This window comes from Dactylosporangium thailandense, from assembly GCF_059739745.1.
Window position 1 is genome coordinate 11,715,175 of record NZ_AP029195.1, and the last position, 21,629, is coordinate 11,736,803.

The 21,629-nt window shown below is 74.3% G+C and carries 23 protein-coding genes, 1 pseudogene and 1 riboswitch; of the genes and pseudogenes, 14 read left to right on the forward strand and 10 right to left on the reverse strand.

What is annotated here, in order from left to right; translation table 11 throughout:
- The first annotated feature begins 63 nt into the window (after positions 1-63).
- Positions 64-423, forward strand: coding sequence for a hemerythrin domain-containing protein (locus AC6JBM_RS52725; RefSeq protein WP_497981022.1), 360 nt, complete (start codon positions 64-66; stop codon positions 421-423).
- Here the strand turns inward: AC6JBM_RS52725 and AC6JBM_RS52730 are convergent.
- Genes AC6JBM_RS52730 through AC6JBM_RS52755 form a run of 6 tightly spaced genes read right to left on the reverse strand, consistent with a single transcriptional unit; the run spans position 410 to position 5,366 of the window.
- The gene (locus tag AC6JBM_RS52730; RefSeq protein WP_497981023.1) at positions 410-1,855 is read right to left on the reverse strand and encodes a phytoene desaturase family protein; all 1,446 of its coding nucleotides are present in this window, start codon (positions 1,853-1,855) and stop codon (positions 410-412) included. The genes AC6JBM_RS52725 and AC6JBM_RS52730 overlap by 14 nt on opposite strands.
- Entirely contained in the window at positions 1,843-2,949 is a 1,107-nt protein-coding gene (locus AC6JBM_RS52735) for a glycosyltransferase family 2 protein (protein ID WP_497981024.1), read from the reverse strand. The genes AC6JBM_RS52730 and AC6JBM_RS52735 overlap by 13 nt, the downstream gene beginning before the upstream one ends.
- On the reverse strand, positions 2,937-3,668 hold the full coding sequence (locus tag AC6JBM_RS52740) for a carotenoid biosynthesis protein (RefSeq protein WP_497981025.1): 732 nt from the start codon (positions 3,666-3,668) through the stop codon (positions 2,937-2,939). Before AC6JBM_RS52740 ends, AC6JBM_RS52735 begins: the two co-directional genes overlap by 13 nt.
- Positions 3,665-4,201, reverse strand: coding sequence for a GNAT family N-acetyltransferase (locus tag AC6JBM_RS52745; protein WP_497981026.1), 537 nt, complete (start codon positions 4,199-4,201; stop codon positions 3,665-3,667). The genes AC6JBM_RS52740 and AC6JBM_RS52745 overlap by 4 nt, the downstream gene beginning before the upstream one ends.
- Positions 4,198-4,830: a monooxygenase gene (locus AC6JBM_RS52750; protein ID WP_497986733.1), complete on the reverse strand. Its 633-nt coding sequence runs from the start codon at positions 4,828-4,830 to the stop codon at positions 4,198-4,200. The genes AC6JBM_RS52745 and AC6JBM_RS52750 overlap by 4 nt, the downstream gene beginning before the upstream one ends.
- Positions 4,831-4,877: 47 nt before the next feature.
- The gene (locus tag AC6JBM_RS52755; protein ID WP_497981027.1) at positions 4,878-5,366 is read right to left on the reverse strand and encodes a YbaK/EbsC family protein; all 489 of its coding nucleotides are present in this window, start codon (positions 5,364-5,366) and stop codon (positions 4,878-4,880) included.
- Between the two features lie 362 nt (positions 5,367-5,728).
- On the opposite strand from AC6JBM_RS52755, the pseudogene AC6JBM_RS52760 reads away from it, so the two are divergent.
- The 6 genes and pseudogenes from AC6JBM_RS52760 to AC6JBM_RS52785 all read left to right on the forward strand — a co-directional run.
- A pseudogene (locus AC6JBM_RS52760) lies at positions 5,729-5,833 on the forward strand (DNA glycosylase AlkZ-like family protein); the annotation flags it as partial.
- Positions 5,834-6,394: 561 nt separating this feature from the next.
- Positions 6,395-6,919: an SAV_6107 family HEPN domain-containing protein gene (locus tag AC6JBM_RS52765; RefSeq protein ID WP_497981028.1), complete on the forward strand. Its 525-nt coding sequence runs from the start codon at positions 6,395-6,397 to the stop codon at positions 6,917-6,919.
- 506 nt (positions 6,920-7,425) lie between these two features.
- Positions 7,426-8,067, forward strand: a complete 642-nt coding sequence (locus AC6JBM_RS52770) for a hypothetical protein (RefSeq protein WP_497981029.1) — start codon at positions 7,426-7,428, stop codon at positions 8,065-8,067.
- Between the two features lie 688 nt (positions 8,068-8,755).
- Complete coding sequence (imuA', locus tag AC6JBM_RS52775; protein WP_497986734.1) at positions 8,756-9,412, forward strand: DnaE2-dependent mutagenesis accessory factor ImuA'; 657 nt, start codon at positions 8,756-8,758, stop codon at positions 9,410-9,412.
- Positions 9,413-9,429: 17 nt separating this feature from the next.
- On the forward strand, positions 9,430-10,944 hold the full coding sequence (locus tag AC6JBM_RS52780) for a DNA polymerase Y family protein (protein WP_497981030.1): 1,515 nt from the start codon (positions 9,430-9,432) through the stop codon (positions 10,942-10,944).
- The gene (locus AC6JBM_RS52785) at positions 10,944-14,255 is read left to right on the forward strand and encodes an error-prone DNA polymerase (RefSeq protein ID WP_497981031.1); all 3,312 of its coding nucleotides are present in this window, start codon (positions 10,944-10,946) and stop codon (positions 14,253-14,255) included. Before AC6JBM_RS52780 ends, AC6JBM_RS52785 begins: the two co-directional genes overlap by 1 nt.
- A 16-nt stretch (positions 14,256-14,271) precedes the next feature.
- Here the strand turns inward: AC6JBM_RS52785 and AC6JBM_RS52790 are convergent, their stop codons facing one another.
- Genes AC6JBM_RS52790 through AC6JBM_RS52800 form a run of 3 tightly spaced genes read right to left on the reverse strand, consistent with a single transcriptional unit; the run spans position 14,272 to position 15,866 of the window.
- Entirely contained in the window at positions 14,272-15,036 is a 765-nt protein-coding gene (locus AC6JBM_RS52790; RefSeq protein ID WP_497981032.1) for a hypothetical protein, read from the reverse strand.
- A gap of 19 nt (positions 15,037-15,055) precedes the next feature.
- A complete protein-coding gene (locus AC6JBM_RS52795; protein WP_497981033.1) occupies positions 15,056-15,511 on the reverse strand; it encodes a hypothetical protein in 456 nt (151 codons plus the stop codon).
- Positions 15,504-15,866, reverse strand: coding sequence for a hypothetical protein (locus AC6JBM_RS52800; RefSeq protein ID WP_350614863.1), 363 nt, complete (start codon positions 15,864-15,866; stop codon positions 15,504-15,506). The genes AC6JBM_RS52795 and AC6JBM_RS52800 overlap by 8 nt, the downstream gene beginning before the upstream one ends.
- 189 nt (positions 15,867-16,055) lie before the next feature.
- Here AC6JBM_RS52800 and AC6JBM_RS52805 point away from each other — a divergent pair, with 189 nt between their 5' ends.
- Positions 16,056-16,481, forward strand: coding sequence for a hypothetical protein (locus AC6JBM_RS52805; protein WP_497981034.1), 426 nt, complete (start codon positions 16,056-16,058; stop codon positions 16,479-16,481).
- 78 nt (positions 16,482-16,559) lie between these two features.
- Here the strand turns inward: AC6JBM_RS52805 and AC6JBM_RS52810 are convergent, their stop codons facing one another.
- Positions 16,560-17,540, reverse strand: a complete 981-nt coding sequence (locus AC6JBM_RS52810) for an aldo/keto reductase (RefSeq protein WP_497981035.1) — start codon at positions 17,538-17,540, stop codon at positions 16,560-16,562.
- Positions 17,541-17,558: 18 nt separating this feature from the next.
- Here AC6JBM_RS52810 and thiE point away from each other — a divergent pair, with 18 nt between their 5' ends.
- The 6 genes from thiE to thiD all read left to right on the forward strand — a co-directional run bounded on the left by thiE (position 17,559) and on the right by thiD (position 21,600).
- Positions 17,559-18,176, forward strand: coding sequence for a thiamine phosphate synthase (gene thiE / locus AC6JBM_RS52815; protein WP_497981036.1), 618 nt, complete (start codon positions 17,559-17,561; stop codon positions 18,174-18,176).
- On the forward strand, positions 18,173-19,210 hold the full coding sequence (thiO, locus tag AC6JBM_RS52820; protein ID WP_497981037.1) for a glycine oxidase ThiO: 1,038 nt from the start codon (positions 18,173-18,175) through the stop codon (positions 19,208-19,210). Before thiE ends, thiO begins: the two co-directional genes overlap by 4 nt.
- Positions 19,211-19,235: 25 nt before the next feature.
- A riboswitch (TPP riboswitch) is annotated at positions 19,236-19,346 on the forward strand.
- Positions 19,346-19,549 carry a sulfur carrier protein ThiS gene (gene thiS, locus AC6JBM_RS52825; RefSeq protein WP_350615147.1) on the forward strand — a complete coding sequence of 68 codons (204 nt, stop codon included), beginning with the start codon at positions 19,346-19,348 and terminating at the stop codon, positions 19,547-19,549. Its footprint overlaps the riboswitch before it by 1 nt.
- Positions 19,542-20,306, forward strand: coding sequence for a thiazole synthase (locus AC6JBM_RS52830; RefSeq protein WP_350614853.1), 765 nt, complete (start codon positions 19,542-19,544; stop codon positions 20,304-20,306). The genes thiS and AC6JBM_RS52830 overlap by 8 nt, the downstream gene beginning before the upstream one ends.
- Positions 20,300-20,815 (forward strand): thiamine phosphate synthase, encoded by a 516-nt coding sequence (locus AC6JBM_RS52835; RefSeq protein WP_497981038.1) that lies wholly within the window; start codon positions 20,300-20,302, stop codon positions 20,813-20,815. The genes AC6JBM_RS52830 and AC6JBM_RS52835 overlap by 7 nt, the downstream gene beginning before the upstream one ends.
- Positions 20,812-21,600: a bifunctional hydroxymethylpyrimidine kinase/phosphomethylpyrimidine kinase gene (gene thiD, locus AC6JBM_RS52840; RefSeq protein ID WP_497981039.1), complete on the forward strand. Its 789-nt coding sequence runs from the start codon at positions 20,812-20,814 to the stop codon at positions 21,598-21,600. Before AC6JBM_RS52835 ends, thiD begins: the two co-directional genes overlap by 4 nt.
- Positions 21,601-21,629 lie beyond the last annotated feature (29 nt).

A 21,629-nucleotide genomic window follows, 5' to 3' on the forward strand; every position in this document is an offset into this window, starting at 1 on the left:
TTGCTCCTCAAAGTAGCTTTGCAATCAAAGCAAATTCATCAACAAAGCGAAGGTGAACCCATCATGACCGATGAGCCGGAGCCGGACCGGGTCCGGGCCGCCCGCGAGCAGCTCGCCGCGATCCACGAGATGCTCCGCCGGGACCTCGCCGCGGCCCGGCGCGATCCCCGGGCGCACTGCCTCGCGTTCTGCGCCGCGCTCAGCGGGCACCACGGCAACGAGGACGCCGTGTTCCCGCGCATCGAGCGCGCGTTCCCGCAGGCCGCCCCGCTCATCGCGCGGCTGCGCGACGACCACCGGCGCATCGCGAGCCAGATCGCCGCGGAGCCGGACGCGGGCACGCTGGAGCGCATGGCGGTCGAGCTCGAGGAGCACTTCGCGGTCGAGGAAGCGGAGTTGGTACCGCTGATCAGCCGCCTATGAGCCCGGCCACGATCTTCGCCGAGAGCATGACGAGGGGCAGCCCGCCGCCGGGGTGCACGGACCCGCCCACCAGGAACAGGCCCGGCACCGGGGCGCGGTTCGGCGGGCGCAGGAGGCCGCCCAGGCCGTGGCTCGCCGTGCCGTAGATCGCGCCGCCGGGGGAGCGCGTCGCCCGCTCCAGGTCGGCCGGGGTGAGCACGTCGCGGAAGAGCAGGCGGTCGCGCACGTCGTACCCCCGCGCGGCCAGCACCCCGAGCACCCGCTCCGCGTAGTCGTCCCCGGCGGCGGTCCAGTCGACGGCGCCCTGCGGGGCCGCGTTCACCAGCACGAACCAGCCCTCGTGGCCGTCCGGGCGCACGAGCGGGTCGTCGGCGGCGGTGACGAAGACCGTCGGGTCCTCGACGGGGCGGGGCGCGGTACCGAAGATGGCGTCGAACTCGGCGTCGTAGTCGCGCGGGAAGAAGACCGTGTGGTGGGCCAGGCCCGGGGTGCGCCCGCGCAGGCCGAGCAGCAGCACGAAGCCGCCCAGGCTGCGCGCCTCCAGGCGGCGGGCCAGGCGCGGGCGGGGGAGCAGGTCGCGGTACACGTGCAGCGCGTCGGCGTTGGCCACCACGACGTCGGCGGGGACCTCGGTGCCGTCGGCCAGGACCACGCCGGCCGCGCGGGAGCCGGCCACGGCGATCGAGCGCACCGCGGCCCCGGTGACCACGCGCACGCCCCGCTCCAGGCAGCGCTCGAGCAGCGCGTCGGCGAGGGTGCCGAGGCCACCGCGCAGGTACCACCCGCCGAACTCCAGCTCCGCGAACGGGATCGCCAGCAGCGCGGCCGGGGCGCGGCGGGGGTCGGCGCCCGTGTACGTCGCGTAGCGGTCCAGCAGCATCCGCAGCCGCGGGTCGCGCAGGTGCGTGCGGCCCAGCCCGCGCAGCGTGCGCCCGGGCGCGATCGCGGCGAGGTCGCGCAGGCGCCACGCGAGGCCGGCCATCCGCAGCGGGGAGTCCACGGGCGCGGTCAGCACGTGCCGCCAGGACGTCGCCCACACCCGCCCGGCCCGCCGCCACAGCCGGCGCCAGTCCGCCGCCGCGCCGGCCCCGAACGCCGCCGCGATCCGCTCGGCGAAGGCGTCCCCGGCGGCCGAGTCGAGCGTGGAGCCGTCCGGGAAGTGGTGGCGCACGATGGGGTCGAGCGGCACCAGGTCCAGCCCGCCGCCGCCCGTCGAGGCGAAGAGCTCGGCCGCGACCTGGGGCAGCGTGAACAGGCTCGGCCCGGTGTCGAAGCGGAACGTCCCGGCATCGGTCTCGCGCACGTGCCGCCCCAGCTTGCCGCCGACCGTCTCCGCCTGCTCGAACACGGTCACCCGGTGCCCGGCCGCGCCCAGCCGCGCCGCGACGGCCAGCCCGCCGACCCCGGCCCCCACCACGACTACGGTTGCCACGTCGGACGGCCCTTCCACGTCGTGCGGCCGCGGCGCGCGAACGAGCGCACCACCAGCCAGGCGAACAGCAGCACCGACACCGGGTGGGCGAGGGCGTCGGGCAGCGCGCGGCCGCCGGTCGCCCGGGCGCTCACGACGCGGCCGGCCACGCCCAGGCCGTACGCCAGCAGCCCCCACCACTGTCCGAACAGGACGGACGCGGGCGCCACGACGTAGAGCGCCAGCAGCAGGCCCAGCACCGCCGCCGCGCCCGCGGGCGAGCCGAACGAGGCCCACAGCGACTTCGAATAGCCCTCGGCGAGCTCGCTCCAGGAGTCGTACATCCGGCAGCGCGCCAGCCCCGAGCCGTCCGCGAGCGCGATCCTCCCGCCGGCGCGCTTCACCGCCCGCGCGAGCTCGATGTCCTCCAGCACCTTGTCCCGCACGGCCGCGTGGCCGCCCGCGCGCACGTACGCGTCCCGGCGCACGACGAGGAACTGCCCGCCGGCCGCGGCCAGCGACGGGCGGGGCGAGCGCTCCATGGCCCGCAGCGGCAGGAACGTCAGCCAGGACCACTGCAGCAGCGGCTGGACGAGGCGCTCGCCCGCGGTGCCGGCCTCGATCCGCGGGTACGGGCTGAGCAGGTCCACATCGGACCGTCGCAGCAGGACGGTCGCGCGGTCGACGGCGTCCGGGGCGAGCACGACGTCGGCGTCGAGGAAGACCAGCACCGTCGCGTCACCGGCGGCGTCGGCGAGCTGCTGGCACGCGTGCGGCTTGCCCAGCCAGCCCGGCGGCAGCGGGCGCCCGGCCAGCAGCGTCACCCGGTCCCCGGCCACGCGCCGCACCAGCTCCGCGGTGCCGTCGGACGAGCCGTCGTCAAGAATCAGCAGGCGTACGGCGGGCGGCAGCTGCAGCAGCGCGCGCAGGCACGGCTCCACCCGCCCGGCCTCGTCGCGCAGCGGCAGGAGCACCGCCACCGAGCCGGCCGCGGAGTCCGCCGGGGAGTCCGCTGCGGGGTCCACTGTGGAACCCGGGCGCCGCAGGAGGCGGGCGTTCACGAGCGTGTGGGCCAGCAGCGCGAGCAGGGCCGCGCAGGCGATCAGGAGCGCCACAGCCGCACCGCCAGCGGGATCGCGACGAGCCCCATGCCCAGGGCTCCCCAGGCCGCCGACGCGGGGAGCCCGAGAAAGACCGCATGGGCCAGGATGCTCGAGGCGTACGTCCACAGGTACATCGCGTACATGGGCGCGTCGTTGCCGGGCTTCGTTCCCGCCGCGGCGCGCAGCAGGGCCATGAGCGCGACGGCCACGACCAGCCAGCCGAGGTAGTTGGTGAGCGGGATGCCCGGCACGCCGGGGAGGGAGGGCGAGTCCGTGTGCCACAGCCAGTACCGTTGCCGGACCATCTGGGGATCGAGGAACAGGTCCCAGGCCGCGAGCCCGACGCCGGCCACGGCGATGCGGGCACCGGTCCGCGCGGTCAACCGCCCCGCGGCGACCCACGCGGGCCACGCCATCCACGTCCACGCCAGCGGGATGACCAGCGGCACGCCGAGCAGCCGCGGGCCGAGCGCGCCGGTGTAGTCGTAGTCGCCGAACGGGTAGCTGGTCGAGCGCCCGATCGCCTCGACGAGGAACCCGCCGCCGGTCGTCACGAGCACCAGGGCGCCGGCGGTGCGCGGGCCGCGGGTCACCCACGCGTGCGCGACCGACACGACGTACCCGAGGCCGACGGTGGCGACGACGAGCGCGGTGCGGGCGGGGCCGCCGGTCAGCGGGTACGCGATCTCCGCGAGCACGAGGGCGCCGAACAGCGCCCAGATCGGTCTCACAGCGGCAGCCGGCGGCCCAGCACGGCGAAGGGGCGGTCGTCGCCCGGGAAGTTGAAGTGGCGCAGGACGTCGACGAAGCCGAAGCGGCGGTACAGCCGCCACGCCCGCGAGGTGTCCTCGGGCGCCTCCGGGGTGGACAGCAGCACGGTCTGGTGCGCCGCGCGCTGGAGCAGGTCGTGCAGCTGGCGGGCGCCGATGCCGTTGCCCTGCGCGTGCGGGCGGACGTGCAGCTCGACCAGCTCGAAGCAGTCGGTCAGCCAGAGCTTGCGCGCGTCGCGGCGCAGCGCGTTGCGCACCTGGTCGTGCCACCACTGGCCGCTGGTGCCGCGGTAGCCGTAGCCGAAGCCGAGCAGGCTGCCGTCGTCGTCGAGCGTGGCGACCGCCTCGAACGAGTCCCGGCGGGTGTGCCCGGCGACGTAGCCGCGGCGGGTCTGCAGCAGCTGCACGGAGTACCCCATCGCCTCCCCGTAGACGGCGATGACGTCATCGAGCCGCTCGAGCAGGTCCTCGCCTCGCCACCGCACGAGCCTCACTGGCCGTCCCTCCACCCGATCACCTGCCGGTCGCCGTCGATGCCGAGCACACGGAAGCGGGCGAACAGCTCCTCCGCATACCATCCCAGCTCCGCCGTGCGCGTCACGACCGCGGCGTGCTCGGGCCGACGGTACGCGAACCGCACGACGTCCGCCGCGGAGCGCCAGACGCTCATCGTGCCCTGGAATCCTACGGGGGCCTCGCCGAAGCCGAAGGCGCAGTGGAGCCCTTCGGCCCCGTCGACGGTGATCCCTTCGATGGACTTCCAGAACGCTCTCGCGAGCCGCGGCCGCAGCCGCGCTCGTGTGAGCACCGCGACCGGACCGTCGTCCTTACCGGCTTGCACTGGCTTTCCGGCTTGCACCGGCTTTCCGGCTTGCACCGGTGTGAACGGCGATCTTCCGGACCACGTCCCGCGGGCGGCGATCGGCTCCAGCGTCAGGGTGCAGCTCGTGATCGCGCCACGCATCGGCGGTACCGTCGCCGCGTCCCCGGCCACCAGAGCGGCCCAGCGGGTCAGGTCGGCCGAGCCCAGCCCGAACTCGCTGCCCCTGCCGGTGCCGAGCAGCTTCGCGAACTCGGCCGTGCGCCGGACCCGCCGCCGGTCGAACGCCATGGACCAGAACATCGCCGGGATCGCGCGCTTCGGCACCCGCCACACGTGCAGCCGGACGGTCACGCCACTTCGGCGGCGGTACCGCTGGTGATGCGCACCAGCTCCGCGTACGTGATCGGGAAGACCGCCTGGGGGATGCCGCCCGCGGCCCAGACCTCGCCGTACTGCCCGAGATCCACGTCCACCAGCGTGCGCAGCGGCTTCGGGTGGCCCAGCGGCGACACTCCGCCGATGACCTGCCCCGTGTTGACGCGCACGAAGTCCGGCTCGGCGCGCTTGAGCTTGGCGATGCCGAGCAGCGCCGCGACCTTGGCCGTGTCGACCCGGTGCGCGCCGGACGTGAGCACGAGCAGCGGCTCCCCGTCGGCGTTGAAGATCAGCGAGTTGGCGATCTGGCCGACCTCGATGCCGAGCGCGGCGGCGGCCGCGGCGGCGGTGTGGACCGGTTCGGTGAGCACCTTGACCTGGCACGGGCGGCCGGATTCGTCGCTGGCCCCGGCCGCGTCGAGCGCGTCCTGGATCGCCTGGACGTTGGGATGAGGCTGCATGCCTTCTATCTTGCCCTCCCTGCTTCGGCCGGCTTCCGGGCCTTGGTCGTTCTTCCGGGCCTTGGCCGTTCGCTTGGTGCCGATATGTCGGCCGCTTCGCGGCCGAACCGGCCGACATATCGGATTTATACGGCGTTGGGCGATATTTCCATTACGCGGCTCCTGGCCTCGGTTTTTTGTCGTACCCCGCCGCTATGGTGCGGATATGACGGTGGGGGCGCGGCGGATGCGGGCCCAGCTGCTGTCCGGGCCACCCGCGGACGGCGCGCTGGCCGCGGTCGAGCGGCTGGTGGGCGTGCAGGCGCAGTCCTGGCCCGCGGCCCGCCTCGCCGTGCGGGCCCGCACCCGGGACCGCCGCCGACGTCGACGGCGCCCTGGCCCGCGGCGAGCTGGCCCGCACCTGGCTGATGCGCGGCACCCTGCACCTGGTCGCCGCCGCCGACCTCGGCTGGCTGACCGACCTCTTCTGGCCTTGGCTCCCGTGCTGCCGCCCGGCCGCAGGGATGATCACCCGAACGGATGTTCGAAAAACCTGCCCCAAATACTGCCGCGCGCGAACCCCGCGGTGTACTCTTATCCCATCGAACGAATGTTCGAACTGCTTCGGGAAAGCGATTCGCGGCGCTGATCCCGAGCGCGGTCCGCGACACCGCGGAGGCCGGATTTTCGCGGGTCTGGCCTCAGGCGGGGCCGCCGTTCGCCGTCCACGACCCCCGGGCGGCGAACGGCGACCCAGCCGGTCGGGTGTGGTGTGGGGAAGCTCCACACCCGACCGGCACGCCGTCGCAGTCGCGGACCGGCACTCGCTCGACCTACAACTTCATCCGTTCCCCGGGCTCCCACCCCGATCCCGCGGCGTGACTGGAAGACGGCTCCGGCCGGTTCCCGCGCACCCGCGGCCGACCGGCGAGAGCTGTTCCACACCGCCAGGCGGTCGCGACTCCCCCCGCGGCGACCCGGCATGCGCACCACGCGCACCCACAGGCGCAGGCACGACCCTGCCGACGCACCACCGAGGGAGAGCACCGATGCCGACGAACCGATCGACCAGCTCGTCCAACATCAGTCGTTTCCCGGCCCCCGCCTCGACCGCCGGGCCGGACAGCGGTGCGTCCCGCCGGCAGCTCCCGATCCCCGCGCACGCGCTTCCCCACCGCACCCCGCGCGAGCTGCTCACCATGGCCCGCCACGGCCTGGAAGAGGCCGCCGAGATCCGCGCCGACGGCATGCGCTACGCGACCGCCCACCTGGCCGCCCTGCGCGCGGCCGCCGCGGTCCTGGCCGCCCGAGCCGTCCCCGCCGCCCCCGGCCGCCGCAGCCGAGTGACCAGCGTCTGGTCCCTGCTGGTCCTGGTCGCCCCGGAGCTGAGCGAGTGGTCCGCCTTCTTCGCCTCGACCGCGAGCAAGCGCTCCGCGGCCGAGGCCGGCATCCCGCGCGTGGTCACCGCCCGCGAGGCCGACGACCTGATGCGCTCCGCGGAGCAGTTCATCGCCGTCGTCGAGGTCGCCCTCGGCTACTCATACCAGCCGAGGCTCGAAGGCCTGGCCAGCTGACCCGCCGTCCCGCCAAGCCCGTGCCCGCCACCACCAGCCGCCCGCGCTCATCGCCACCCGAGCCCCCGGCCCCACCCAGCGCTCCGGCCCCGGACCACACCGCGGCCGGCGCTGGCTCCCGCCCGGGCGCGAGGAGCGCGTCAAGCTCTCCGGCCCGCACACCCGTCAGCTCCCCGGCCCGCACGCCCGTCAGCTCCCCGGCTCCCGCTCATTCCACGGCGCCCGCCCGATCCTCGACGCTCCTCGCGCCGGAGCGCACCGATCTGGCGCCGCGCTCAAGCCCGAGGAGCGCGCCGGGCTCGTCGGTGCCTGGACGGGCCGCGCGATCGGTTTCGGCTGTCTTCTCGCGCTCGGGCCCGAGCGCGATCGCCTCTTCGCCCTCCGAGCCTGCGGCGCGCCCGGCCCCCGTGTCCGTGGCTCCTGCGGCAGTGCCAGGTCGGGAGCCGGTCGCCTTGGCTGCCGGTCGAGTCGTCGGCGGCGCTCTTGTGGCCCGGCCCGTCGGGGCAGTGGCCTCTGATGCTGCGACGCGGCCGGTCTTCGTCGCGCCGCGGTCGGCGGTGCCGGTGTTCGCCGCGTTCGTGCCGCTGTCCGAGCCCGTCGCGGGCGGGGAAGCATCCGTCGTCGCGCCTCGGGCTGTTCCGGCGGTCGAGTTCAAGCCGCCGATCGAGTTCGAGTCCGGCTCGGAATGTGACGATCGCGTGGTTGCGGCCGAGATTCTCGGGGCAGTGCAACCGTTCGGCGCCGTCATGCCTGGAGTGCGGCCGGTAGCCGGGGTTCGGCCGTTCGGCGTTGCCGCGTCCGGGCGCGTTGCTGACGCGTCCGGGGTGCGGTCGGTCGCTGCGTCCGGGCGCGTTGCTGACGCGTCCGGGGTGCGGTCGGTTGCCGCGTCCGGGCGCGCTGCCGACGTGGCCGGGGCGCGGTCGGTCGCTGCGGGCGGGCGTGGTGTTGCCGTGGCCGGGGTTTCGGTGCTCGATGCTGGCGTGTCCGTTCCTGCGTTTGTGCCGATGGCCCCCACCGTCGTGTACGCGCCGGTCGTGGCTCCGCCCGAGGGCTCGGTCTCTGTGTGGTTCGTGCCGCCCGGGGCCGCGTGGCCCGGATTCCTCACCGCGCCGCCGGGCGAGTCCGCCGGCGGCGAGCGCGAGGACTGAGCGGTCGCTCGTCGCGAGGCGTGCGGCGAGCTGAGGGCGATTTGCCCGTATTTATGCAGACTTATCTTCCGGGGTTTCGCCGGGAGGCCGGGTAGCACAACATGTGGGGGAGCAAGGAGCCGTGGCTGGCACATCGGCTTCGGTGGGCGCCGAGTTCGAGGGCGGGGCGTACGACGACGTGCGCCCCGAGGATGACGACTGGTCCACGATCAGCGTCGTCGGGGGCCGGGCCGCCCGGCGTCTCGATCGTTCGGCGGCCGCGGAGTCCGGGGGCGGGCGGGCGGAACCCGGTGCGCTGGGGGAGGCCCGGGCCTTCGTGCGCCAGCTGGCCGGCCGGGACAAGGGCGGGGCCACGGTCACGGCCATCGGCGCGGCGACGTCCGCCGGACTGGCGGGCCCGGCAAGACGTGGCAGCGCGGAGACCGCCGGAGAGCGCCGAAGCGTCCAAAGCCCCGCACAACGGGGCAATGCGGAGGCCGCCGGAGAGCGCCGAAGCGTCCAAAGCCCCGCACAACGGGGCAATGCGGAGGCCGCCGGAGAGCGCCGAAGCCCCGAGAGCCTCACAAGCCGGGAAAGCGCGAAGACCGTCGGGGAGCGCCGAAGCGCCGAAAACGCCGAGAACGCCGAGAGCGCTGGGAGGCGGCGGGCCGCGGGGCTGCAGGTCGTGCAGGCCGCGGGGCTGGGCGGCATGGTGCGTACGGCCGGCGAGCGCGATGCCGAGATCCTCGCCGGTGCGAAGACCTTGCCCGTGCTCGCCGGGCTGCGGGACCTCCTGCCCGGCGGCGGGCTGCGCCGCGGAGCGACCGTGGCCGTGCACACCTCCTCCGTGCTGCTCGCCCTGCTCGCGGCGGCCTCGAGGAGCGGGTCCTGGTGCGCGGTCGTCGGGCTGCCGGCGCTCAGCCCGGTCGCGGCCGCCGAGATGGGGATCGCGCTCGAGCGGCTCGCGCTGGTGCCGCATCCCGGTACCGAATGGACCACCATCGTGGCCGCCCTGCTCGACGGGTTCGACATCGTCGTCGCGGCGCCGCCGGGGCCGATCGCGCCCGTCGTGGCCTCGCGGCTGGCGGCCCGGGCCCGGCAGCGGGGGAGTGTGCTCATGCCCGCCGGGTCGTGGGCGGGGGCCGATCTGGTCCTCGCGCCGATTCGCCGGGCCTGGGCCGGGCTCGGGGCCGGGCGTGGGCGCCTGCGGGCCCGGGAGCTCACCATTCAGGCCCGGGGGCGCGGGTCCGCCGCCGCGCCGCGCGAGGTCACGCTGCAGCTTCCAGAGATCTCGGGGGCGCTGCCGGCGGTGGCCGGGGGCGGGAGCGATGCGGTGCAGGACGGCCCGCTGCGCAGGGTGGGGTGACGAGGACCGTGCGGACGATGGTGATCTGGTGCCCCGACTGGCCGATCGTGGCGGCCGAGATCGTGGACGGCTACCCGGCGCAGGAGCCCGTCGCCGTCCTGCACGCGAACCGGGTGCTCGTCGCGTCCCCGGCCGCGCGGGAGGAGGGCGTGAAACGCGGGCTGCGCAAGCGCGAGGCCCAGGGGCGCTGCCCCCACCTGATCGTGCTGGAGCACGACCCCGGCCGCGACATGCTCGCGTTCGAGCCGGTCCTCGCGGCCGTCGAGGGCATCGCGGCCGGGGTCGAGGCGCTGCGGCCGGGGGCGTGTGCGCTGGCCGCTCGCGGGCCCGCGCGGTACTACGGCGGCGAGGCGGCCGCGGCCGAGCGGATCGTCGAGCAGATCGCGCAGCAGTGCGGCGTCGAGGCGCAGGCCGGCATCGCCGAGGGCACGTTCGCGGCGGGGCTGGCCGCGCGGGCGGGCGTCCTGGTGCCGGACGGCGAGACTGCGGACTTCCTGGCGGGGCTGAGCATCGCGGCGATCGGGCGGCCCAACCTCGTCGACCTGCTGCGGCGGCTCGGCATCCACACGCTCGGGGAGTTCGCGGCGCTGCCGGGGGCCGACGTGCTGGACCGGTTCGGGTTCGACGCGGCGCTCGCGCACCGGCTGGCCGGCGGGCGCGACGAGCGGCCCCTCGCCCCGCGCCGCATGCCGCCCGACCTCGACGTGAGCGAGACGTTCGACGAGCCGATCGAGCGCGTCGACGCGGCCGCGTTCGCGGCCCGGGGGCTCGCCGAGCGGCTGCACGACCGGCTCGCCTCGCACGGGCTGGCCTGCACCCGCCTGGCGATCGAGGCGGCTACGGAGACCGGCGAGGAGCTGGTCCGCACCTGGCGCCACGACGGCCTGCTGAGCGTGAACGCCGTCGCCGACCGCCTGCGCTGGCAGCTGGAGGGGTGGGTTCGACGCGAAGGAAACGGACAAGAGAGAAAAGTCGTAAGAATCAGACTTGTCCCGGAAGGGGTGGTCGAGCATCTTGGGCTGCAACCCGGACTCTGGGGCGAGGCCGGCGAGGAGCGCGACCGGGCGCACCGGGCGATGAGCCGCGTCCAGGGACTGCTCGGCCCCGACGCCGTGCTCACCGCCGTGCTCGACGGCGGCCGCGCCGACAAGAGCCGCATCCGCCTCGTGGCCTGGGGCGACGAGCGGGTCGCGCGGGGCGCCGAGGCGCCGTGGCCGGGCCGCGTCCCGGGCCCGAGCCCCGCCACCGTCTACCCCGAGCCCATCCCCGCCGAGGTCCTCGACGAGCACCACCAAACGGTCCAGGTGAGTGGCCGGCTGGAGCTGAGCGGTCCCCCCAGATACGCGCAGATCGCCGACGAGCCGGCGGCCGGGATCAAGGCCTGGGCCGGCCCCTGGCCGATCGACGAGCGCTGGTGGGACGAGGAGGAGGCCACACGGGCGGCCCGCTTCCAGATCCAGCTCGAGGACGAGCGCGCCTACCTGGCGGTACTGCGGAACGGGTCCTGGTTCATGGAAGCGATGTACGACTGATGGGCTTCACCAACCCCGACGTCCCGTGGAAGCGGCTGCGGCAGCAGATGGGCTGGGAGCCGCCCGGCCCGGACTACCACCCCGACGTGCTGTCGGCCGACGGCGGCGACGGCCCGGCGTGGTCCCGCAAGCGCCCGGAGTATCAAAAACCCGACATAAGCTACCAAAAGTCGACCGTCCCGTACGCCGAGCTGCACTGCCACAGCAACTTCAGCTTCCTCGACGGCGCGAGCCACCCCGAGGACCTGGCCGAGACCGCCGCGCGCCTGGGGCTGGAGACGCTCGCGATCACCGACCACGACGGCTTCTACGGCGTCGTGCGCTTCGCCGAGGCCGCCCGGGCGCTCGAGCTGCGCACGGTGTTCGGCGCGGAGCTCTCCCTCGGCCTGCCCGGCCCGCAGAACGGCGAGCCCGACCCGCTCGGCCGGCACCTGCTGCTGCTCGCCCGCGGCCCCGAGGGCTACGCCCGGCTCTCCCGCGTGCTCAGCGAGGCGCACCTGCGCGGCGGCGAGAAGGGCCGCCCGGTGTACGACCTGGAGCAGACGGCCGCCGCCCTGCGCGACCACGTCGTGCTGCTCACCGGCTGCCGCAAGGGCCTGGTGCCCGCGGCCCTGCTCGAACACGGCCCGGACGCGGCCCGCAAGGAGCTCGACCGGCTCACCGCGCTCTTCGGCCCCGAGTCGGTGGTCGTCGAGCTGACCTCGCACGGCGACCCGCTGGACGACGAACGCAACGACGCCCTGGCCGGCCTGGACCCCGGCCTCACGACCATCGCCACCAACAACGTCCACTACGCCCAGCCCCGGCAGCGCCGGCTCGCCACCGCCCTGGCCGCGGTCCGGGCCCGCCGCAGCCTCGACGAGATCGACGGCTGGCTCCCGGCCGCCGGCTCGGCCTACCTGCGCTCCGGCGAGGAGATGGCCCGGCGGTTCGCCGCCTTTCCGGATGCCGTACCGAACGCGGCGAGGCTCGGCCGCGAGCTCGCCTTCGACCTGCAGCTGGTGGCCCCGAACCTGCCCGCCTACCCGGTGCCCCGGCCCGGCGTGAGCGAGATGGAGTGGCTGCGCCACCTCACGGCGCAGGGCGCGAAGGAGCGCTACCCCGGCAATCAGAAGGCCCACGAGCAGCTCGAACACGAGCTGGCGCTGATCGAGGAGCTGGATTTTCCGGGGTACTTCCTGGTGGTCCACGACATCGTCACCTTCTGCCGCGACAACGGCATCTACTGCCAGGGCCGGGGCTCGGCGGCCAACTCCGCGGTCTGCTACGCGCTCAAGATCACCAATGTCGACGCGGTGCGCTGGGGGCTGCTGTTCGAGCGGTTCCTGTCCCCGGAGCGCGACGGGCCGCCGGACATCGACATCGACATCGAGTCCGACCGTCGCGAGGAGGTCATCCAGCACGTCTACGGCAAGTACGGCCGCACGTTCACGGCCCAGGTCGCCAACGTCATCTCGTACCGCCCGAAGTCCGCCGTCCGCGACATGGCCAAGGCGTTCGGGCACTCGCCCGGCCAGCAGGACGCGTGGAGCAAGCAGGTCGAGCGCTGGGGTGCCGTCAGCGTGGGCGAGGTGGAGGAGATCCCGAAGCCCGTCGTGGACTTCGCCAACGAGCTGCTGACCTTCCCGCGGCACCTCGGCATCCACTCCGGCGGCATGGTCATCTGCGACCGGCCCGTGATCGAGGTGTGCCCGGTCGAGCACGCCCGCATGGAGAACCGGACCATCCTGCAGTGGGACAAGGACGACTGCGCGGCCGTCGGGCTGGTCAAGTTCGACCTGCTGGGCCTGGGCATGCTCTCGGCGCTGCGGTACGCCTTCGAGATGATCGACTCCGAGCTGGACATCGCGCACATGCCCCTGGACGACCCCGAGGTGTACGACATGCTCTGCCGCGCCGACTCCGTGGGCGTGTTCCAGGTGGAGAGCCGGGCCCAGATGGCGACCCTGCCGCGGCTCAAGCCCCGCGAGTTCTACGACCTGGTCGTCGAGGTCGCCCTGATCAGACCGGGTCCGATCCAGGGCGGCTCCGTGCACCCGTACATCCGCCGCAAGAACGGCCAGGAGGAGATCACGTATCCGCACGAGCTGCTCAAGCCCTCGCTGGAGAAGACCCTCGGCGTGCCGCTGTTCCAGGAGCAGCTCATGCAGATGGCCATCGACGTCGCCGGGTTCACCCCCGCCGAGTCCGACGAGCTGCGCCGGGCCATGGGCTCGAAGCGCTCGATGGAGCGGATGGGCGCGATCCGCGACCGGCTCTTCGCCGGCATGGCCCGCAACGGCATCACCGGCCCGCTGGCCGAGGAGCTGTTCGACAAGCTGGCCGCGTTCGCCAACTACGGCTTCCCGGAGAGCCACGCGATGAGCTTCGCCTACCTGGTCTACGCGAGCGCCTGGCTCAAGCGGTACCACCCGGCCGCGTTCTGCGCCGCGCTGCTCAATGCCCAGCCGATGGGCTTCTACTCGCCGCAGTCCCTGGTCGACGACGCCCGCCGGCACGGGGTGGAGGTGCGCCGGCCCGACATCAACGCGAGCGCCGCGGCGGCGACGCTGGAGGGGGAGCACCTGGACGAGGTCGCGGACGCCCCGCGCGACTGGGGCCGCGGCGGCCCCGCCGTCCGGCTCGGCTTCACGTCCGTGCGCACGCTGGGCGACGCGGTGGCCGAGCGCATCGCGGCGGTACGGGCGGAAGGCGGCCCCTACACCTCGCTGACCGACGTCGCGCGGCGGGCCGGCCTGTCGGCGGTACACCTGGAGGCACTGGCGACCGCGGACGCCTTCGCGAGCCTCGGGCTCACCCGGCGCGAGGCGCTGTGGGCGGCCGGCGCCGCGGCCCGCGAGACGGCGAACCGGCTGCCCGGCACGGTCGGCGGCCAGCACGCCCCGATGCTGCCCGGGATGGACGCGGTCGAGCGGATGGTCGCCGACGTGTGGGCGACCGGCCTGGCCCCGGACGCACACCCGGCCCAGTTCGCCCGCCCCTACCTCGACACCATCGGCGCCGTCGCGGTCGAGGCCCTGCACGGGGTCTCGGCCGGGCGCCGGGTGTCGGTCGGCGGGATCGTCACCCACCGCCAGCGCCCGGCCACGGCGGGCGGGGTCACGTTCATCAACCTCGAGGACGAGACCGGGATGCTGAACGTCACCTGCACGCCGGGGCTCTGGCAGCGGTACCGCAAGGTCGCGCGAACGGCGAACGCGATGGTGATCCGCGGGGTGCTCGAGAAGGCCGAGGGCGTGCTCAACCTGCGAGCCGATCACCTGGCGGTGCTGAGCCTGCCGATCCGCTCCCCGAGCCGCGACTTCCGCTGAGCCCCGCGGGCCCCGCTCACCCGGTCGCGAGCCGGTCCCAGTCGGCCGCGAACTTCTTCGGGTCGGACGGGTCCGCCTTGATCGGGATCACGCCGCCGGGCTGCATCACCGAGACGCGATCGAGCGGCACCGCGAACACGGCCGGCCCGGCGACGGGGGCGCGGCCCTCGACGGTGATGTGCAGCTGGGTGGAGTACACCGGCCGCCCCTGCTCGTCCAGGCTGCCCGCGAACTCGGCGGCGAGCACCCGGATGGTGCCGGGAACCCCCGTGGCGAGGATCTGCTCCCTCGTGAACGCGGACGCGGCCGGGGACGTCGCCGGGGCGGCGAAGGACCACTCGATCACGACCTTGGCCGGGTCCAGCGGGTCGACGAGGACCGTGAGCGGGCGGCCGGTGCCGAGCATGCCGGTCGCGACGAGCGGCACGTACTCCTTGACCGTCGTGTCGTAGGTCCCGTGCCCGGGCGCGGTGATGCGCAGCTGGAGGGCGACCTGCGGCTGCTCGTTCATGTACACCCCGGTCTGGCGCGCGCCGAGCACCTGCGCGGTGCCCGGCACCCCGCGCTCGCGCAGCGCCTGGGCCTCCCGGAAACGCCGGTGAAAGCGCGTGCCGACCAGGACCAGGATCACGGCGGTCGCCGCGAGCCCGCCGCCGACCAGCATGAACGTGGTTCGCACCTCGGGCACGAAGTTCCCGACCGAGAAGAAGATGGCGCCGAGCACGAACTCGAATCCGCCCACCAGGTACATGATGATGGCCGGCCCGCGCGAAGTGGTCATGCCGCGAATGGTGGGACAGTCAGCCCTTCGCCGCTGTCGTCTCCGCGACGGGTTCGTGTCGCTTCGTGCGCCACAGCCAGAAGAGTCCGATGAACGGCAGGACCAGGGGGACGTACCCGTACCCCTGCCCGTAGTCCGACCAGACCGTCGCGTCCGGGAACGCCTTGCCGTCCACGAGGCTCGCGGTGCCCACGGCGAGCACCCCGAGCAGCTCGAACCCGACCGCGAACCAGGCGACCCGGCGCGAGGTGGCGCTGGAGCGGGCCAGGGCGACGGTGGCCACGATGTAGACGAGCGCGGCCAGCGCGGACAGCGAGTAGGCCAGCGGGGCCTCGGAGAACTTGGTGCCGATCTGCACGCCGGCCCGGGCGCTCGCCGACAGCGCGAAGACGCCGTAGACGAACACGAGCACGCGCCCGAAGCCGCGGTTCAGCGGTTTGCCGGTCGAGCCAGTGGGTTTGGGTGTGTCAGCCATTCCAGATCTGTCCGAGTCGCAGGATGAGCACGGGCACGATGACCGCCGCCGCGCCGATGAGCAGCGATCCCCAGCGGGTCGGCTCCATGCGGGCCAGCACGATGCCGGCCGGGGGGAGCAGGACCGCGGTGAGCAGGTATCCGATGAGCGTGACGAGGTCCCCGCCGTGCGGCTCGCCACCGCCCGCCAGCCGCACCACCAGCGCCACGACCTGCACGAGCACCAGCGCCTCGACCAGCCAGAGGCCCGCGAACAGCGGCCGGGACGGCTCACGCTGCCGGAAGAACTCCACGAACGCCCAGGCGGCGAGCGCGAGCGACAGCACGTGGGTGGCGACTGCCAGCGGCCCGATCACGGCCGAAGCGTATCGGGCCGCGCCGGATGTCCTGCCTGGAGGTCTCGGCCGGAGGTAGGACACGCCCGGCTCCGCGAGCATGGTTCACTTCTGTCGGCTACCCGCCACTGGCACATTTCCGGGATTGTTCCGCGCCACCGTGGCCGTACCGTTCATCGCAGCGAAACACGACGACCAAGGGGAACGACAATGAGCGACTTCGACGCCGGCGACACCGGTCACGACGTGGACTTCGGCCACTACGAGGCCGGTCAGGAGCATGGCCAGCTGGACCAGCTGCACCACGCGGCGGGCTCGGAGGCCGACCACAACAGCCAGTTCGGCGTGTACGAGCAGGACCACCACGACGCGGAGTCGACGGACTTCTCGCAGGGTCACCACGTCGAGTACGACGCGCCGGCGGCCGTGCACTACGAGTCGGACGACTTCACGAACTACTCGCACGACGCGACCTCCGACGACCACGTCTTCGCCGCCGAGGGCAGCGAGAACGCCCACCAGGCCAACTTCAGCGAGCTCGACCAGCTGGAGAACAGCTTCGGCAAGTCGTTCGTCGACGGCACGGAGTTCCACTCGGCGGGTGGCGAGGGCCAGTTCGGCGTCGCGGGCAACTAGTCCCGCCCAGCAGCACCAGCACAGAGAGTGCCCGGCCGGCTCGCCCCGGCCGGGCACTCGTGCGTCCGGCGGGGTCCCTCAGGCGTGGCCGAGAATGCGGTGGGGGACGTACGGGGACTCGAGGCGTTCGAGCTCCCGCTCGTCCAGCGACAGCTCCGTCGCCGCGATGGCGTCCTCCAGGTGGTGCAGCTTCGTCGCGCCGACGATCGGGGCCGTCACCGCGGGCTTCGACAGCAGCCAGGCCAGGGCCGTCTGGGCCGGGGAGACGCCGCGCTCGGCGGCCAGGGCGGCGTTGGCGTCCACGACGTTGAAGTCGTCCTCGGAGTACAGCTGGTCGCCGTACGGGTCGTTGTTCGCCCGGGTCGTGCGCCGCTCGCCGCCGCGGCCCCGGTTGCCGGCCAGCAGGCCGCGGGCCAGCGGGCTCCACGGGATCACGCCGACGCCCTGGTCCGCGCAGAGCGGGATCATCTCGCGCTCCTCCTCGCGGTACACCAGGTTGTAGTGGTTCTGCATCGACACGAACGGGGTCCAGCCGTTCGCGCGGGCGAGGTACTGGGCCTTGGAGAACTGCCAGGCGTACATGCTGGACGCCCCGATGTAGCGGGCCTTGCCGGCGCGGACGACGTCGTGCAGGGCCTGCATCGTCTCCTCGATCGGGGTGGCCGGGTCCCAGCGGTGGATCTGGTACAGGTCGACGTGGTCGGTGCCGAGGCGGCGCAGTGAGTCGTCGATGCCCGCGAGGATGTGCTTGCGGGACAGGCCGCCGTCGTTGGGGGCGTCGCTCATCCGGCCGTGGACCTTCGTGGCCAGGACGTAGTCGTCGCGGCGCGCGAAGTACTTCGCCAGCAGCCGGCCCGTGATCACCTCGCTGGCGCCGAGGGAGTAGACGTCGGCCGTGTCGAAGAACGTGATCCCGGCCTCGGCGGCGCGGCGCACGAACGGGTCGGCGCCCGCCTCGTCCAGGGCCCATGGGCGCTGGGCCGGATCGCCGTAGCTCATCATGCCGAGACAGATTTCGGAGACCTGCAGGCCGGTCCGGCCGAGTCGCACTTGCTTCATGTCTGAAAAACTATCGTGGTGCCCACCCTCGGACGACTGCATCTCGTGACCGACACCCGGCCCGGCCGCAACGCGCTCGAGGTCGTCGCCGCGGCCCTGCGCGCGGGCTTCGACACGGTGCAGGTGCGCCCCGAGGACGCCCTGACCGACCGCGAGGCCTTCGAGCTGACCGTGCGCGTGCTGGCCATGTGCCGCGAGCTGGGCCGCACGTGCCTGGTCAACGACCGGCTGCACCTCGCGCTCGCGGCCGGGGCCGACGGCGGGCACGTCGGCGCCGACGACCTGCCGGTGGCCGCGGCCCGGCGCATCCTCGGCCCGCACGCGATCCTCGGCGCGACCGCCCGCGACCCGTACACGGCGCGCCGGGCGGTCGCCGACGGGGCCTCCTACCTCGGCGTCGGGCCCGCGTTCACGACCACCACGAAGAGCGGGCTGCCCGACGCGATCGGCCCGGCCGGGGTGCGCGAGGTGGCCGAGGCGGTGCCCGTGCCGGTGGTGGCGATCGGCGGGGTGACCGCGGCCCGGGCCGGCGAGCTGTTCGCGGCCGGCGCGCACGCCGTCGCCGTGGTGGGCGCGGTCAGCGGCGCGGCGGACCCGTACGCGGCGGCCCGGGAGTTCCTGGAGTTTCCGGCATGAGCATCGGCATCGTGGGCGGCGGGATCATCGGGCTCAGCATCGCCTTCGAGCTCGTCGAGCGGGGTGCCGGGGGCATCACGGTGTACGACGGCGACCCCGCGAGAGGCGCCGGGCTGGTCGCGGCCGGGATGCTCGCGCCCACGGCCGAGGCCGTCTTCGGCGAGGAGGATCTGCAGGCGCTGATGCTCGAGTCGATGCGCCGCTGGCCGTCGTTCGCCGAGCGGGTCGAGGCGCGGACCGCAATGCCGATCTCGTACCGCACCGACGGCACCCTCCTCGTCGCGCTCACCGCCGACGACCAGGCCGAGATCGACCGGCTCATCGGCTTCTACCGCCGCGCCGGCACCCCGATCGAGCCGCTCACCGGCCGCGAGCTGCGCGAGCGCGAGCCGCTGCTCGCCCCGCGGGTCCGCGGCGGCGCCCTCGCCCCCGGCGATCACCAGGTCGACCCGCGGCTGCTGCTGCGGGCCCTGCGCACCCTGCCGGTGCGGTTCGAGGCGCGGGACGTCGCCGACCCGTCCACCCTGCGGGACGATGTGATCATCGTCGCGGCCGGCGCCGCTTCGGCCGCGCTGACCGGGCTGCCGGTGCGCCCGGTGAAGGGCCAGCTGCTGCGGCTGCGGGGGGCCGAGCCGCTGCTGCGGCACGTCGTGCGGGGCGTGGCCCGGGGCCGGGACGTGTACCTCGTGCCGCGCCGCGACGGCGAGCTGGTCGTCGGCGCCACCGAGGAGGAGCGCGGGGCCGACACCACGGTCACCGCCGGCGGCGTGCTGGACCTGCTCCACCCGGCCGCCGACCTGCTGCCCGGGGTCGCCGAGCTGGTCCTGGCCGAGACCCTCGCCGGCCTGCGCCCGGGCACGCCCGACAACGCCCCGGTCATCGACCGGCTCGCGTCCGGGGCGATCGTCGCCACCGGCCATCACCGCAACGGGGTGCTGCTGGCCCCGGCGACCGCCGCCGCCGTCGCCGACCTGGCGCTGCTCGGCGCGACCGGGGTCGACGTTCGCGCCTTCGGGGCCGGGCGCTTTACCTGACGGCTCCGGCGGCGTTATCGTCGGACACGTACCCCACGGGAGTCCGGTGCGACCGGGCTGAGAGGGGGGCTGTGAGCCCCCGACCGTAGAACCTGATCCGGATCATGCCGGCGCAGGGAGGCAGGAGTGAGTTCTATGCAGCTCGTGGTCAACGCCGTCGCATCGACCGTCGATGAGGGCATCACCGTCGCCGACGTGGTGCGGATGCTCGCCGGAGAGGATCCGCGCGGGATCGCCGTCGCCCTCAACGGTGACGTGGTGCCCCGTTCGCGCTGGGCGCAGACCCGCCCGGCCGAGGGCGACCAGGTCGAGGTGCTGACGGCGGTGCAGGGTGGCTGACGCCCTGGTGCTGGACGGCGTGGAGCTGCCGTCCCGGCTCATCCTGGGCACCGGCGGGGCGACCAGCCACGCGGCCCTGGAGGCGGCCATCCGGGCCAGCGAGACCGCGCTCGTCACCGTCGCCCTGCGCCGGCTCGACCCGGCCGCGCCCTCGCTGCTCGACGTCGTCGAGCGCTGCGGGGTGCGCGTCCTGCCCAACACGGCCGGCTGCTACACGGCGACCGAGGCGGTCAAGCTCGCCCACCTCGCCCGCGAGGCCTTCGGCACCGCCTGGGTGAAACTCGAGGTGATCGGCGACGAGGAGACCCTGCTGCCCGACGGGGTCGAGCTGGTCGACGCGGCCGCGCGGCTCGTCGGGGACGGGTTCACCGTCCTGCCGTACACCAGCGACGACCCCATCCTCGCCCAGCGCCTCGCCGACGTGGGCTGCGCGGCCGTCATGCCGCTCGGCGCCCCCATCGGCTCCGGCCTGGGCATCCGCAACCCGCACAACATCGCGCTCATCCGGCGGCTCGTCACCGTCCCCGTCATCCTCGACGCCGGGATCGGCACCGCCTCCGACGCGGCCCTGGCGATGGAGCTGGGCTGCGACGGCGTGCTGCTCGCCTCCGCCGTCACCCGGGCCGAGCACCCGGCGCGCATGGCCGAGGCGATGCGCCTCGCGGTGCGGGCCGGGCGGCTGGCCCACCTGGCCGGGCGCATCCCCCGGCGCCTGCACGCGACCGCATCCAGCCCGACCGGAGGTATGCCGTGGTAGAGCCCGGCCTCATCGTCTTCACCGACCGCCGGCAGAGCGAGCGCCCGCTGGACGAGGTGATCGCGGGCGCCGTCGACGGCGGGGCCCGGGTGGTGGTCCTGCGCGAGCACGACCTCCCGCCGCGGCGCCGGCTCAAGCTCGCCTCCACCCTGCGCAGCCTCCTCGACCAGGTCGGCGGCCGGCTGCTGCTGGAGGAGGACGGGGCGCTGCGCAAGTGCCACGGCCTCGAGGAGCTGGTCGCGGCCGCGGACGACCCCGCCGACTACGTGACCCTCTCGCCGATCTTCGCCACGCGCAGCAAGCCCGGCTACGGCCCGCCGCTCGGCCTGGCCGCCCTGGGCCGGATGGCGATGGCCGCGCCCGTGCCGGTCTTCGCGCTCGGCGGCGTCGACACCCCCGGCCGCGTCCGCGACTGCCTCGACGAGGGCGCCGCGGGTGTGGCCGTGATGGGTGCCGTCATGCGCGCCGAGGACCCGGCCCGCCTGGTCAAGGAGCTGCTGGCGGTATGAACCCTCCCGTGGCGCTCACCATCGCCGGCTCCGACTCCGGGGGCGGGGCCGGGATCCAGGCCGACCTCAAGACCTTCGCCGCGCACGAGGTCTTCGGCACCAGCGTCATCACCGCGCTCACCGCGCAGAACACGGCGGGCGTGCGGGCCATCTCCGCGGTCGACCCGGGGTTCGTCGAGGCCCAGCTCGAGGCCGTCCTCGACGACCTGCCCGTCGCCGGGGTGAAGACCGGCATGCTGGCCACCCCGGACACCGTCGCGCTCGTGGCCCGGCTCGCCCCGCGGCTGCCGAACCTGGTGGTCGACCCGGTGCTCGTGGCCTCCTCCGGCGACCGGCTCTTCACCGCCGACGCCGAGCGCGCCTACCTCGAGCTGCTCTTCCCGCACGCCGCCGTGGTCACGCCGAACCTGCGCGAGGCCTCCGTGCTGCTCGGCCGCGAGGTCCTCGACGCCGACGACGCCGCCAAGGCCGCCGGGGACCTGGCCGCCTACGGGCCCCGGTGCGTCGTGGTCAAGGGCGGCCACCTGCGGGGGAGCGCCGAGGCCGTGGATGCGGTCTGGTACGACGGCCACACCTCGCTGCTGAGCGCCCCCTGGATCGACACGACCAACAACCACGGGACCGGCTGCACCTTCGCCGCCGCGACCGCCGCCCGGCTCGCGGCCGGCGACGAGCTGCCCGTCGCCCTCGCGCGCGCCAAGTCCTACGTCCACTCGGCCCTCACCCGCTCGGCGTCCTGGACCCTGGGCGCCGGCCACGGCCCGCTGGCCTGGGGCCCCTTCTAAGCACCACCGCTGCTCAGCACCACTGCTTC